Raw genomic sequence first — 13,704 nt, 5'->3', positions numbered from 1 at the left:
ACTGGTTCACTCGCGTTACACCGTCTGGCCTCGCCGAACAGGCCCGCACCGTCTGGCAGTCCCGGCACGTCCCGCCCTCGTCAGGGCCGCTTGCCACCCTCACCGCCGTTGCACGGATCAGGCTGCCCTCAGGCTTCACCAGGCCGCTGCGACGACCCGGCGGGAAGGGTCTCTCACCCCTCCTCGATCAATCAGCGCTACATGGCGCACAGCTCCGCCGCGAAGAAACTCGCCGCGGACTTCAGGATCTGGTTCGCCCGCCGCAGCTCACGCACTTCCCGTTCGAGAGCGGCGATGCGTTCGGCGTCGCCGCTGGTGGTGCCCGGCCGCTGCCCGGCGTCGGTCTCGGCCTTCTTCACCCACGTGCGCAACGCCTCCGGATGAACCCCGAGCTGACCAGCGATCCGCCGGATCGCTCCGACCGCGGACGCCGGATCCCGGCGGGCCTCGACCGCCAACCGAGTCGCACGCTCACGCAGCTCATCGTTGTACTTCTTCGGTGCGGGCATCGCAGGTGTTCCTCCCAGGTTTCGATGTCTCCATCAAACCCGGTGCGGGACAACCCTGGGCGAGATGTTCAAGGGATTCGACGTACCCGGCGACAAGCAGCAAGGAACGCTGCGGCGACTGCGGGCCTACCTCTCGGCCCACCTCACTGCCGAAGCGATGGCTCGCGTCGAGTCGGCTCTGACCACGCTGCAGAACGTGACCCACGTGCGCAACGCTGGCCAGCACATGGATGCGGCGCTCCAAGCGGCCGAGGCGTTGCGGTCGTTCGGACTGACCTATCCCATCAGCGACCTAAGTGAAGCTTGGCGAAGCGTGCAGGCGCACGTGGTGTCGGCGCTGGGCGCGCTTAGGGAGGAAGTCCAAGCAACTCTGCCCACGCCTGGCGCCCGCCGATCTTCCGCCCGACGCCAGCGCCGCCACACCGCTAGCAGATCTGGGTGAGGGGTGCTGCTACTCCGCACGTCGTGTGTTGTGCCTCCGTAGACAGGCAACGGGCAGATGGTGGATCCCGTAGGTCGGACCTTCGGGCGCCGTGAACCCGTGAGCGAGGGAGTACCGGCGAAGGAGTTCGATCAAGCCGGAAGAAGCGGCGATGAGCATAGGCACCCGAGTGTCAGTCCATGGGTGTGACCTCTTCCTCGATGAAGGCGGCTTCCTCGGGGTCGAGGCCGTACTTGGCATAGAGCTGGGCGTCGATCCCGGGGATGTCCTGCGACCAGTCGATGTCCGAGGCGGAGCTGAAGTCCTGGTTCGGGACATGCCGCCAAGTGTGCGCGGCGTTGTGTTGCGTCACCTTGAGGATGCCGAGCATCGCACGGGCGAACTTCGACTTCACGTACTTCAGCAGCGCCTCGGCCTCGGACTTGGTGTCGAAGGAGCCGATGGTGAGAAACGTGCTGGTAACCGCGACCCCTGGCCCAAGCACAGTCGGGTTGTTCAACGCTACGCCAAAAAAGTCGGTTGTCGATCCCGACCCGTTCGCCGCAGGGACCGCAACCTTGTAAGCATCGAGCGAGGGAGGGCCGGTGATGTAGTCGCGGCGCAGCCAACGGGTGGCGCGTTTCCTTCCCGACAGGCCGAGTACTTCAACGTAATCGCGCCCATCAGTAGGCATTTCCTCGTGGAAGAGGAATGGAAGTCGCCCAAAGGCGCCAGCGTCGAGCTTGTACGGGTTGCCTTCCGACATTAAAACGCGTGCGTCAGGGTTCTCCTCGTGCATCTTGTCCGTGTAACGGTGCTGACGGTCGTTCGTGATGCCCAAGTCAGTGAGAGAGGAACCGCGCGACGCCTGGACCTTGTGCAGAATCGCGTCTAGTTTGGGGTGCTTGGTGAACTGTCCGATGGGACCGAGCTTGCGCTCCGAGTCGCGGTATGTGACGGCGATACCACCCTTGATGGGATCGGTAAGGCCTGGGAACAAGCGATTTGAGTCAGGCTCGAAGTGCGCCACCATCAGGTGCTCATCCGCCAGCATCTTCGCGTTCCACGCCTTGGGAGTGAAACCCGCATTGGAAAGGAATCGTGCCGGCGTGATGAGCACTACCTTGGTGCCGACCTCGTAAGCCGCGTCCATGAACTTGTCGTAGATCGGCATGTTGTGGGTCGATTCGCCGACTGAATCTTCCTGGTAAGGAGGGTTGCCGATCACGACGTCGAACTTCTTGATCATGTCAGTCGTCTCCCAGCATCTCGGCGATTGTCTTGTTGCGTTGTTCGGGGATCATCGCGGCGAGGTTGCCGACCCGGAAGTGCCCTGAGCCTTCGATCCAGGCCTTGCGCTCCGGGACGCCGCCTGAGACGGATTCGATAGTGATGCGGTGCAGGATCTTGTTATGGCTCATCTCGTAGATCTGTGAGGTGAGGATGTGGCGCAGGCGTTCGTCTTGGTCGGGGATCGCCTCGGCGAGGCCGGTGTCAAGCCGGCGGACAAGCTCCATGAGGAACAGCCCGGCGGTTGAGAACAGGTCGGCAAATGTCTTCGTCGGGTCGGTGAAGATGCCGGGGTTTTCGGCTTCTAGTACGTCGACCATCTTCGTGACGACGGCCTTTGGGGTGAATACCAAGGACGTCTTCTGCTTGGGAATGTAGGCGAAGATGTCTTCTGTCAGCGCGTCGTCGAAGTAGTCGGCGAGCTCAGCCTTCTTGTTGAGAAACTCCTGGATGGCCTGGTCGAAAACGGCCTCGTCGAACAGCCCGGGGATCGTGGTGACGGTGCCGTCCGCCTCGGTGATCTCCTGGCCGTCGCGCAGGATGCGGAACTCCGCTTCGCTGATCCCGGTGATCTCCTTGAAGACGTCGTCTGGGGTGTAGTCGTCGAAGTTGGCCAAGCGAATGTCCCGGTCGCCGTAGGCCATGAGGAACATCGGAATGGTGCGCGCGAAGCCGCGAAGGTGGCTGCGGGCGTCGTCCATTGCGGTGTTGGCCTGCTTCTGGGCCTTCTTAGTCTCCTCGCGGGTCACGACCTCGGGGACGATCCTGTCCATCGTCTCTTCGACGATGCTCAGGATGTTCGCCTGGAATGCCTGATCGGCCTCTGCGCGCTTGGTCGCGACGGCTTGCGCCGCGGCCTCTGTGGCGGCTTCCTTGGCCTCGTCTTCGAGGTGTCGCTGGGCGATCTGATGCTCGACGTACGCGCGCTCGACCTCGGCCTTCACGTTGGCCTCGGTGGCCTTGGTATCGCGCTCGACTTGCTTGGCGGTGAGCCCGTAGGTCTCCTTGAGCTCGGCGCGCTTTGTGCGCGCGTGCTCGGTAACGGCCTCGGCGATCTTGGCCGCCGCCGTTCGCGCGGGAGTGCTCGCGTCGACCGGCGGGATCGACTCGACCGACCAGACGGGCTTGCCGAGCTCGGCGACCTTCGGGTTGATGATTGTCTCGACGTCGACCTGCACGTTGCCGTCCTTATCAGTGACGGGCGGAGGTACGGGAAGGTCGAGGGACTGTCCGGTGTTGACCTTGCCCCGCTTGGCGCTCGGCAGCTTGTCGAGGATCTCCTTGAGGTGCTCGCTGTAGCGGAAGATGCCTCCGACGTTCGCGAACAGCAGGTTGGAGAGGAATCCGCGTCGCACGACCTCGCGTGCTTTGAAGACCTGCGGGAAGGTCAGCACCTGGGAGGCGTCGAGCTCGATCATCCGGCCTTCGGAGTCTTCACCGAGGACCGGGAAGAAATTGAGCAACCGTCGGATGTTCGCCGTCCGGACCATCGGGTCGCCGGTCGACTTGGGTGACAGGTCGTTGGCGAACGCGTCGAAGATAGTCAGCGTGCGTTCGGGCGCGAAGTCGAAGATGTAGGCGTTCTTCTTCTGGAGCACCGTGTTGTCGCCGCGGACGAACGTGTGGGGGTTCTGCGCGCGGAACGCCGCCTGCATGTAGAGCGCGGGCGAGGAGAGGTTGGACAGCATGATGACCGCAGTCCACTCCGGCACGGTCACACCCGTGGTGAGCTGGCCGACCGAGAGCGTGATCGTCTTGCCGCCGACTGCCTCGGCCATCTTGATCGCTTCGCGGACCTTGTCGAGGGACTTGCCCGCCGATGTCGTGTCGTCGCTAGCCTCATCGAGGCTCTCGTCGCTGGCGGAGCGGCCGTCGCCAGCGGCAAGGACGATCGTGTAGTCCTTGAAGACCTCATGCCTCTTCAGCAGGCGTTCGAGCGCCTTCGCGGAGGAGACCCGGTTGAGAAGCCAGAACGAGTGCCGGATCTCGTCTCGTAGCTCGGGGGTCGAGAACGGGTACTTCTCGTTCGTCGTCAGCGTGTCGAGGAACTTGAGGACATCGGGCTCGTACTCGAAGAAGCCGCTGTCCTTGGTGCGGAAAAACTCGGCCAGGTCGAAGGTGTAGTCGACGTTTGCCTCGTCCTCCTCAACCGCGACGCCCTCAGCGAGTCGGTCGGTGACCATGCGAGACAGTTGATAGGTGAGCAGGTTGAGGGTCGGCAGCGCGGCGTACGGGTTGTCCTGCGAGTCGTCGGACCACTCCTCGCGGGCGGCCTGCTCGTCTTCGTACGTCCAGTTGAAGATCTGGTCCTTGCTGAGGCGCCCGGAGGCGAGCGCCTTGAACGGCGTGCCCGACAGGTGCAGGGTATGGTTGCGCTTGATCTGGTCGAACGCGATGTCGGTCTTCGTCGTGTCGACGCCCTCGTGGGCCTCGTCGATGACGAGCAGGTCCCAGTCCATATCTGCGATGTGCTTGAGCTTGGGGTAGCCTCCGCCGAAGTACTGCGAACCCTTGAGGTCCTGGAGCGAGACGAACTCGATGATCCGCGGGTCCTCGTCAAGGTGCTCCCTGGAGTACGCCCGCCACTGCTCGCGCGTCATCGGGGAGCGCTCAGCTAGCGAAGGTGACTCCGAGACGAACTGGTAGCGCGTCTGATGGCCGATGAACCGCTGGAAGTCGTCGTACCAGGAGTTGGCGATCGCGGGCCGGTTCGTGACGATGAGCGCCCTGCGGACGTCCATCTTCCGCATCAGGTCGTAGGTCGTCAGCGTCTTGCCGAACCGGGGCTTGGCGTTCCAGAGCACCTCGCTGAAGCCCGCGCCGAGCGCGGTGATCGCCTGCGCGACCGCGTCATCCTGTTCGGGACGGAGCGTGTAGTCCTCTTCGGCAACCAGCTGAGGTGCGGCGAAGTTCTTGCTGATGAAGTCAAGGATGTAGTTACGCGAGGTGCGCGGGGCGGTGGCGAAGTGGTGCCATTCGGTGCGCTTCTTAAACTTCGGCGGCGCCTCGCGCTCCACACCCTGCTGCTTGAGGAACGAGTGGAAGTCGGTGTCGGTGAACCGCCCACCGTCCTCGGTGATGAACATAGCTCGAAAGGACCAGACCAGAACCTTGTCGACCGACAGTTGGCTCGCCTGCTGGGCGATGCGCGTCTCGGAGGAGTCCTGCTCGGTATACCCGATCTTCTCCCAGCCGTCGTACTTGGGGATGTCCGGCGTCTTCCACGAGTAAATGTAGGGAACGACCTCGCGGAACGTGCTGATGTTCGGACTAGGCATCCGCTTTCGCCTCTTCGTAAACCTTGTCGATCCTGCAGATCTTGTAGCTGTCGTACACGGTGAAGTCGAAGCCGTTGTCCTCACGCAGCGAGGCGAGCGTGAAAGGCTCGCGCTGCACCATGCCGGGCTTTCCGTCGATCCGGCGCCACCAAGAGAACTGGATGTCTCGTCCTTGGGGTGTCTTGCCGGTCAGGGTATTGCCGCGGATGATGTTGGCGTCGATCAGGAACTCTGCCGCCCGGTGAAGGTCGGTCTCCGGGCCGCAGGGGGCGCCGTGAGCCTGATGGAAGCCGAGGAACTCTGCAAGCATGGTTGCCTTCGCATCCTGGTGGTTGTCCTCCAGGAACTCGACCCCGTAGATCGAGCTCAGCGCGAACAGCGACTCATTCATCCACTCCTCGCAGGGAATGCGCTTCTCGATGGCCTGGAGTTTGCGTCGAAGGATGGCCACCAGAAAGTTGCCGTCACCGGCGGCGGGTTCAAGGAAGGTCTTATCGATGAAGTCAGGGCCGGTCTCCAACTCCTCGCGCACAAGGTCGAGCATCCTATCCACCATGTAGCGCGGCGTGAAGACCTCACCGTAGGTCTTGACCCGGTGCCGCGACTTCACAACCAGCTCCTCGACGATCTCGTCGGTCACCGTCACGCTTCAGACCCCAGTTGCTCACGGACCCGGGACCGCTTGAAGGTTCCCACCTGCCTGATCTCTGCCCTGTGCCTCCGATAGAAGTAGGAGTTGCCCACCGAGAGCCGCGCACGCGTCTCGTCAGAGCGGGTCGCGGAACTTCCTGTCTCGGTCGCCTCGGCCATGGCCCCCTGTACTCTGAGTTGAACATGCCGACGTCTTCCGGCAGCAGCGCCGCGCGGATCGAGCGCGGGGCTGGCCTCCGGACCCGGAGCGGAATACGCCATGGACACGCGAGAATCCTACGCGGCACCTCGGACACAATCCCGCCCGCGCTCTGAAGCCACCATCGCCGTGCCGTCGGCAAGCGACCCACCGGCGCAGCCAGGCGGGTGGGCGCCGGCGGGGGTCTGCTCGGCTTGCCCGGGGTGGGGGGTGACGGGATGCGCGGCCATCCCGGAGCCGGGGAGCCCCCGCCGGAGGCGCAGTAACCGCAACCACGCAATCGGCCCGGCTGCGCGCTGCGGCCCCGACGTGGACAGCTCGTTCGCGTCGTCCAGGCCGGGTCGGTCGGCTGCGTGCTATCGCCCGAGCTTCCTCTTTGCCGAGTGTCGCTGCGCCCCGGGGTCGTCCGAGTTTTACATCGCTGGGGCCGCCTGGTGCTCGCCGGCACCTCGCCGCGCGCCGGCTCGCACTGGACCGATGACGGTGGCTCCCACGAGCGGCGCGGCGCCTCAAGCACCGGGGGAGGGCAGAGACCCGGACGGTCCCGATCCCGCCCCGGCTCGTCGAGCTGCTGTGCGCGCACGTCGAGAATCACGGGGTAGGTCCGGATGGTCGGTTCTTTCGGGGCCTGCACGGCGGGCCGCTCTCCGAGTCGGTCTACGACCGGTGGTGGAAGCTCGCCCGCGAGAAGGCGCTGACCGAATCTCAGGTAGCCTCGCCCCTCGTCCGCCGACCCTATGACCTACGTCACGCGGCGGCCTCGCTCTGGCTGAATGCCGGCGTCCCGCCGACTGAGGTAGCCCGGCGCTTGGGCCACGGCGTCGCCGTCCTGCTCCGGGTCTATGCGAACTGCATCGATGGGGAAGGAGACACGATCAACGACAAGATCGGGAATGCCCTCGGGTGACCCGTTGTTGCGGACAGGGCTGCGGCAGGTGAGGGCAGAGTGGCTGGCTGAAAGGGCAACGGCGCTTCGTGAGTGATCCGATGAACTTCCTGGGGAACTTTAGGCTGCAGCCCACCGTGTCCAGCCGGTTGGCGGACGAGGTCGCAGAGGCCATGGCCGCGCGGGCGGCCGAGGAGGCTGAGCGCCACGAGCGGGCCGAGCAACGTGAGACCGAACTCTTAGAGCAGAACGTTGCCCTTACGCAGCGGTTCTCGGACTTCGTGACGAAGGTGGAGCGCGACCGGGCTGACGACCAGCAACGGCTTGAGCGCGCTGAGCAGAGAGAGCTTGAGGCTCTCGCCTTGGCCAAGGACAGTCGGCGTGTGGCTTGGATTGCGCTGCTGGTCGCGATCGTCGCGATAGTTGTGCCCCTCGTCTGGCCCTCTAACCAAACGAGCGCCCCGGGGGTGACGCCTTCCGTGTCGGTGCCTACGCCCGCCAGTTCTCCCACCCCGTCGGAGGAAGTTGGCAGGCTCTCTGGTTCGCCGTCGCCTTCGGCATCCTGAGACGTTGCATGAATCTGGGGGCGTGGGCAGATGGTGGGCGGCTGACCGGGTGGCTTGTGCCTGGACGAGTAAATGGCCAGTTCGGAGGCGCTGAGGCGGCCAAGAGTGCAGACGCCCTGTAAATCCGTCGCGAAAGCTAGAGAGGCTCGAATCCTCTACCTGCCACCACGTGCGAGATCGGCCCCCGACCAGCCAAAGGCGGTCGGGGGCCGATCTTGTCTGGTCTCACTGAGTCCAGCCGTTACCCGCCGTCGCTCACAGTCCGGGACGTATCGGGGGGAGGATCGGGAGACGAGCTGGTGTCGGCGGCCCGTCGGCCTCCGATACCGCCCGTACTCTTGTTACTGCATCAACTGCACAACAGCCGTGAGCGGGGTGGCAGCCCCGAATCCCAGCAGACTGATCGCGATGATGATGATCACCAGGATCAGTGTGAGACGGATGGTCGTACCCCATCCTCCGGTGACGGCGGCCTGCACCGTGGACCACATGGTCGGTCCTGTCGGTGCAGGCCGGTCCTCGGCGGGTGAGTCTCGTTGACTCATTCGTACCCTCCCTTCCCCTTGTCACGTGGGATTACCTCCACGCCTTCTCGTCGCCGGCGCTCGCGGCGGCCTGCAGGGTCTCGATCTCACGCTCGAAGTCGGCGAGCGAGTCGAAGGACCGGTAGACGCTGGCGAACCGCAGGTAGGCCACCTCGTCCAGGTCGCGCAGCGGCCCAGGATGGCCAACCGGACTTCGTGGCTCCTGATCTCGGCGGCCACCTGACAGTGAGTAGGCCACTGAGGCCCCGGATCCACTCCCGGGCTGCACGGGTCCGACTCTCGCCCTCGGCTGTGCTCTGCCCGTCGTCCACGGCTCGCCTCTCCAGTCGATCAGCAGCAGTTGCCGAGGGAGCATGAGACGCTTGCCAGGATCTGGCAAGAAAATGCGGCAACCCTGTGGATAACAGGCCATTGTCCACAGATACGGCCGGTAGTTTGCCTGGTCACAGCGTTGCTGTCCGTCCTGCTCGCTGGTTCGGACTGCCGCTCGTAGGCCGCCTCGGGCTATAGCCGACGATCAGCGGGGGATCCTGAGCGGCTTCTACGCGGATCCGAACCGTCTCAGCCCGCCGACCTCAAGCACGACGTCCGCCGGCTGCTCGGGAGCGATTTTCATCGGCTATCACGTACCGACCTGAGCAACTCGGCCATCTCGGGGGTCAGCCAGTACACCACGGTCTTCCCGTCGGGATAGCGCCAGTCCCACAACCACTCGCGTCCAGCCTCGATGCAGTGCCGGCCAGGCCAGCCAAGCAGTCCTGCAACCGCATTCTTGCCCGACATGCCCAGCCGCTCCGCCAACTCATCGCCGCTGAACTCACGCCCCGGCGCGTCGATCAGGATCGAGAACAGGGCCTTCGCGCTGTCACTCAACTTGCCCCAGACCTTCCTCGCTAGCTCCTCGTCCGACGAGCCCCATGGCTCAGGAGCCCCCTTACCCCCCTCAGAGCCAGGTCCTCCCGTGCCGCCCGTGGCCAGCCACTGGCCGTACATCGAGTAGAAGTCCGCCAGCCGTTCGCTCGGCACCTTGACCGTGATGTCCAGCATCAGCCCTCCTGGCTACCGACTCAACCCTCCAGAAGGGAGTGGTCGCTCAGAGCAGGATAGAAGATCAAAGGATCCCCTACAAGGGGCTCCGAGGCCCTGTCGGCCTAGCTCTTTGGCCCGATTTGGGTTTCCGTCACCTGGCGTCACCGTCGAAAGGGCGGGCTGGTCGACCTCACGCTTGTCGGGCACGTGACGGCGAGGCCGAGATCCTGGCTTCGGCTCAGGGCAAAGACCTCATCAACGAGTTCGTCTACGACGATCCCGGCTACGACGAGAAGGTCAACATCTGGGCTGAGTTCCAGAACCTCGCTCGCCGTGAGTTGATGGGCTCAGAAGATCCAACGCTACGGGTGGGGTGAGGCCCGTGGTCGCGACCAGGACATCGGCCATCCTCCCGCGCGACTAGTGTTCTGCGCCGGAAATTCGCCTACAAAATCGGGCGAGTGAGTCGAGGATCTCTTCGGCGGTCTTGGTCCAGACGAACGGGCGTGGATTGCTGTTCCAGTCGGCAATCCACGTCCGGATGTCGGCCTCGAGGCTTTGGACGCTCTTGTGGGCGCCGCGGCGGATCTTCTGGTCGGTGAGGTAGCCGAACCAGCGTTCGACCTGGTTGATCCATGAGGATCCGGTCGGGGTGAAGTGCATGTGAAACCGCGGGTGCCGGGCGAGCCAGGCGCGGATGGCCGGGGTCTTGTGCGTTCCGTAGTTGTCGCAGATCAGGTGCACGTCCAGTTCGGCTGGCACGGTCTTGTCGATGGTGGTCAGGAACTTTTTGAACTCGGTGGCGCGGTGCTGGCGGTGCAGTTCGCTGATCACGGTGCCGTCGGCGATGTTGAACGCGGCGAACAGGCTGGTGATGCCGTTGCGGGCGTAGTCGTGGGTGCGCCGCTCGGGCATGCCGGGCATCATCGGCAGCACGGGCTGTGAGCGGTCCAGGGCCTGGATCTGGGATTTCTCGTCCACGCACAGCACGACGGCCCGTTCGGGTGGTTGTGGTAGAGGCCGACGACGTCGACGACCTTCTCGATGAACTGCGGATCGGTGGACAGCTTGAACGTGTCCGCTCGGTGTGGTTTGAGCCCGAAGTCCCGCCAGATCCGGCCGATTGTTGACTTGGACAGCCCTGACCGCTCGGCCATCGACTTGTGGGACCAGTGGGTGGCGTTGCGGGGTGTCTGCTCCAGGGTGGCGACCACCACCTGTTCGACCTGGTCCAGGCTGATCGACGGGGGCCGGCCCGGCCGCTGCTCGTCGATCAGCCCATCGAGGCGTTCGCGCACGAACCGCCGCCGCCATTTGCCCACGGTGGACAGGTGCACACCCAAAGCCGTTGCCACATCTGTGTTCGACGCACCGTCCGCGCACGCCAGAATGATCTTCGCGCGCATCGCAAGGACCTGCGCCGACTTCGCCCGCCGTGACCAGCGCACCAACGTCGCGCGTTCCTCGTCGGACAACACCAGCGGCGGGGTGGGACGCCCGGTCCTCGGCATCCCACCACCTACACCCACGTATGAGGCGAATTTCCGGCGCGGAACACTAGCAACAGCCGGGGTCAGTTACCTCAGGGACGGAATCCAGCGCCGGGGAGACATCGTTCACGTACGAGGACGGCACCTTCTACGTCGATCTTCGTTTTCGGCCCTGCCCGGGGACTCACCACGAGATGAGCTTGTGCTTCTCGGGCTCCTGGTTCGACGCGGTAGACCAGCCCGATTTGCCGCCTGAGGAGCGCCGATACCGAGCGTGGTATGGGGCGACTGTGGGCAGTACCGGCAACTGGGTCGATGCCGGCGGCGTGGCCTTCTGTGGGATGTCTCGTCGGGTGCTCTACCTTGAGTGGCTGCCAACAGCGGCGGCAGAGCTGGGCCTACCACAATTCACCGTGATCGAGCTACACGTCGACAACAACACAGTCGAGGAACTGCGTACCGCGTTGAGGTCGCTGTTCGACTGGAACATGCCGGCCGGACCTCGGCTGGAGCTCGCACCACCGACGGGGCCAGTCGTCGAGCAGCTTAAGTTTCGCTTCCCTAGCGTTCGCCTGTCAACGGTCAGGACGAAGTCCTGTCCGGCGGTCTTTGAAGTTCCGTTTGGGCGGAAACCCCTGGCTCCCCGCCCTACCTGAATAGTTACGATTTGGGTAGGTACTTGTATTCGAAATGAGTCAGGTGCAGCGCGGCGGCGACGATGTCGCCGATCCGGCGTGGGCTGGCGGTGGTGTGGCGTAGCGTTTTCCAGCGTCCAATCAGGATCGTGAAGCCGCGTTCGCCTTGCCAGCGCAGCCCGCGCAGCAGCCGGTTGTAGGCGCGGTTGTCGGGTGCGAGCCGGCTGCCGTCCGCAGGCTGCTTGACCGGAGTCTTGATGCCGTGACCTGCGCTTTCGTAGCCGGAGTCGGCCAGGGTGGGCAGGTCCAGTTCGGCGGCGGACCAGTTCAGCGCAGCGGTCACCCCAAGGTTGCGGGCACAGCTGGTGTCGTGCAGGTGCCCGGGCATCGCCGCCGATGTCCAGATCGGCAGTCCGTCCGGACGGATGATCGCTTGGATGTTCGCGCCGAAGTCTCGGTGCTTTCCGGAGTACCAGGCGTCGATGGTCTCGCCCTTGACCGACAAGGTGGTCTCGGTGAGCCGGTCACAGTCGAACAGCTTGCCGTCGAGGATCACGTGGGACCAGCCGTCGTCGGCGACTCGGCGCAGCGCGGTGTGCAGGTCCTGCGCCTGGGCGGCGAGCGCGGCGATGCCCTCGTCGCGGTAGCGGTACGCGGTCGCCCGGGAGATGCCGAACCCGGCGCCGAGCAGGGTGATGTCCTCGGCCTTGCGGAACCAGACCAGCACCAGCAGTGCCTGGTAGAAGCAGGTCAACGCGCGGGTGCCGCGCCGCGTTCCCTTGGCTCGGCGTTCCGCGGCGAGCAACTGGCCGAGGTACTGCACGAGTTCCCTCGGGACGTCGACCATGGCACGATATGCGATCACGTGGGGTCCTCACCGTGTGGGTGATCTTGTGGTGAGAACTACCTACCGAGGACCCCACGTCCACTTCCAGCACTGTCCGGTCTGACCGCCTACATCCGTGTCGCACCAATCAACACATTCGGGTCGCTGAGATCAGCTCACTGAGTATCGACGCCAGGGCACAGTTCTCGGCGGATCAGGCATAGTCATCCGTCAGACGGACGGGACGCCCGGAATACAATGCCCTCTCATGTCATCCGAGCAGGTCAGCGTCGGGCCGGTCGAACTCAGCTACACCCTCACCGAGGACGACTGGCTCGACGGCTTCGTCGCCCACCGGCGCCGCGTCCGGCGTCCCTGGCTGGTCCCGGTACTGATCGTCGCCGTGCTCGTCGGGCTCATCCTCGGGTACGTCATATCTAACGGCTCCCGGGCCATGTCGGCGGCTGTCGTCGCAGCTCTCGCCATGGTGGCTCTGGTCGGCATCGGGCTCGGTCTGCTGCTGTTCCGGCTCCTCGTCGCCGCCCGCTGGATCTATCGCTTGCAGGTACGCATGATCATGCGCGGGAATCCCTGGCTGTCCGAGCCGATCCGAGCCGCCGTGGATGACACCGGGTTACGTCTCAGCAGCGCAACCCGGAGCGAAACCGCCGCATGGTCCCAATACCTGCGGTATGTCGAGACAGAACGGTCGTTCGTTCTGCGCGCGTCTGAGCGGCTTGGTGCGGCGGTACTCGTGCTGCCCAAGCGCGGGCTGGTGACGGGAGAGCCCGCGGCGCTGCGGGCGTTGCTCGAAACCCACTGCCACCGGTCCGCTTGATTAACGGCCCAGCCTCTTTCAAGAACGCCCCGCGCACCTGTGCAGCTCCACCCGGACGGGCCCTCGAAGCACCCGAGCGCCCCGCCCACCGCCCGCTCCCACACTGCAACGGTCGCTGACGGGTAGCGCTCAGCCGCAGGCATCGGCCCGGACGTGCACACCGCACCAGGGCGGAAGATCAGCGGCCCACACCCGCCAACCGCCGGCGTCGCGCCGGGTCTCGAACCGCCACGGATGAGCTGTGCCGCTGAGGTTGATCCGTTCTTTCCACCAGATCGCATGGACCTGGGCGGTCACCGTCGCCCGGTCGTCGCCCTGGTCCTCAACCTCGATCGGCGCAAGCGTCTCAAGCTTCGACGGAACATTGCCCCGCTCCATCTCTCCGCGGTACTGACGCCACTGCCGCAGTAGGTCGTTATGACGGCTCATCGAAGTTAGGCGGGGTTGAGCTGCCCACGGTGGCGTCGGGTGGTGGCGGTGCGGGTGCGGAGGCGCTGGTTTTCGGGGTTGCGGAAGCCGTAGGCGTCGCGGGCGATGGTCT

12 protein-coding genes and 2 pseudogenes are annotated in these 13,704 nt (G+C 64.7%); 4 read left to right on the top strand and 10 right to left on the bottom strand.

The window, feature by feature from the left end:
• Nucleotides 1-197 precede the first annotated feature (197 nt).
• On the bottom strand, nucleotides 198-509 hold the full coding sequence (locus ACFYML_RS36075; protein WP_387278429.1) for a transposase: 312 nt from the start codon (nucleotides 507-509) through the stop codon (nucleotides 198-200).
• A gap of 64 nt (nucleotides 510-573) precedes the next feature.
• On the opposite strand from ACFYML_RS36075, the gene ACFYML_RS36070 reads away from it, so the two are divergent.
• A complete protein-coding gene (locus ACFYML_RS36070; RefSeq protein ID WP_387424920.1) occupies nucleotides 574-951 on the top strand; it encodes a hypothetical protein in 378 nt (125 codons plus the stop codon).
• A gap of 172 nt (nucleotides 952-1,123) precedes the next feature.
• Here ACFYML_RS36070 and ACFYML_RS36065 read toward each other — a convergent pair whose 3' ends face one another.
• Genes ACFYML_RS36065 through ACFYML_RS36055 form a run of 3 tightly spaced genes read right to left on the bottom strand, consistent with a single transcriptional unit; the run spans nucleotide 1,124 to nucleotide 6,144 of the window.
• Nucleotides 1,124-2,179 (bottom strand): Eco57I restriction-modification methylase domain-containing protein, encoded by a 1,056-nt coding sequence (locus tag ACFYML_RS36065; RefSeq protein WP_387424919.1) that lies wholly within the window; start codon nucleotides 2,177-2,179, stop codon nucleotides 1,124-1,126.
• A 1-nt stretch (nucleotide 2,180) separates the two neighbouring features.
• Nucleotides 2,181-5,498 carry a DEAD/DEAH box helicase gene (locus tag ACFYML_RS36060; RefSeq protein ID WP_387424918.1) on the bottom strand — a complete coding sequence of 1,106 codons (3,318 nt, stop codon included), beginning with the start codon at nucleotides 5,496-5,498 and terminating at the stop codon, nucleotides 2,181-2,183.
• Nucleotides 5,491-6,144: a hypothetical protein gene (locus ACFYML_RS36055; RefSeq protein ID WP_387424917.1), complete on the bottom strand. Its 654-nt coding sequence runs from the start codon at nucleotides 6,142-6,144 to the stop codon at nucleotides 5,491-5,493. Before ACFYML_RS36055 ends, ACFYML_RS36060 begins: the two co-directional genes overlap by 8 nt.
• A gap of 751 nt (nucleotides 6,145-6,895) precedes the next feature.
• Here ACFYML_RS36055 and ACFYML_RS36050 point away from each other — a divergent pair.
• Both ACFYML_RS36050 and ACFYML_RS36045 read left to right on the top strand, forming a co-directional pair.
• Nucleotides 6,896-7,255, top strand: a complete 360-nt coding sequence (locus ACFYML_RS36050; RefSeq protein WP_387424921.1) for a hypothetical protein — start codon at nucleotides 6,896-6,898, stop codon at nucleotides 7,253-7,255.
• Between the two features lie 68 nt (nucleotides 7,256-7,323).
• Nucleotides 7,324-7,800, top strand: coding sequence for a hypothetical protein (locus ACFYML_RS36045; protein WP_387424916.1), 477 nt, complete (start codon nucleotides 7,324-7,326; stop codon nucleotides 7,798-7,800).
• Nucleotides 7,801-8,141: 341 nt separating this feature from the next.
• On the opposite strand, the gene ACFYML_RS36040 is transcribed toward ACFYML_RS36045, so the two are convergent.
• The 5 genes and pseudogenes from ACFYML_RS36040 to ACFYML_RS36020 all read right to left on the bottom strand — a co-directional run bounded on the left by ACFYML_RS36040 (nucleotide 8,142) and on the right by ACFYML_RS36020 (nucleotide 12,364).
• Nucleotides 8,142-8,291, bottom strand: coding sequence for a hypothetical protein (locus ACFYML_RS36040; protein WP_387424915.1), 150 nt, complete (start codon nucleotides 8,289-8,291; stop codon nucleotides 8,142-8,144).
• Nucleotides 8,292-8,376: 85 nt separating this feature from the next.
• A pseudogene (locus ACFYML_RS36035) lies at nucleotides 8,377-8,561 on the bottom strand (transcriptional regulator NrdR); the annotation flags it as partial.
• A 396-nt stretch (nucleotides 8,562-8,957) separates the two neighbouring features.
• Nucleotides 8,958-9,392, bottom strand: a complete 435-nt coding sequence (locus tag ACFYML_RS36030; RefSeq protein ID WP_387424914.1) for a DUF6416 domain-containing protein — start codon at nucleotides 9,390-9,392, stop codon at nucleotides 8,958-8,960.
• Between the two features lie 402 nt (nucleotides 9,393-9,794).
• Nucleotides 9,795-10,780: pseudogene (locus tag ACFYML_RS36025) on the bottom strand (IS630 family transposase).
• Between the two features lie 744 nt (nucleotides 10,781-11,524).
• Entirely contained in the window at nucleotides 11,525-12,364 is an 840-nt protein-coding gene (locus tag ACFYML_RS36020) for a transposase family protein (protein WP_387424913.1), read from the bottom strand.
• A gap of 229 nt (nucleotides 12,365-12,593) precedes the next feature.
• Between ACFYML_RS36020 and ACFYML_RS36015 the strand changes: the two genes are divergently transcribed.
• Nucleotides 12,594-13,163 carry a hypothetical protein gene (locus ACFYML_RS36015; RefSeq protein ID WP_387424911.1) on the top strand — a complete coding sequence of 190 codons (570 nt, stop codon included), beginning with the start codon at nucleotides 12,594-12,596 and terminating at the stop codon, nucleotides 13,161-13,163.
• A gap of 129 nt (nucleotides 13,164-13,292) precedes the next feature.
• Here the strand turns inward: ACFYML_RS36015 and ACFYML_RS36010 are convergent, their stop codons facing one another.
• Nucleotides 13,293-13,541: a hypothetical protein gene (locus ACFYML_RS36010; RefSeq protein WP_387424910.1), complete on the bottom strand. Its 249-nt coding sequence runs from the start codon at nucleotides 13,539-13,541 to the stop codon at nucleotides 13,293-13,295.
• Nucleotides 13,542-13,704 lie beyond the last annotated feature (163 nt).

Source organism: Micromonospora sp. NPDC007230, from assembly GCF_042869115.1.
Taxonomy (GTDB): Bacteria; Actinomycetota; Actinomycetes; order Mycobacteriales; family Micromonosporaceae; genus Micromonospora.
The sequence above is the reverse complement of the archived record's forward strand: the minus strand, read 5'-3'. Positions and strand labels throughout refer to the sequence as shown.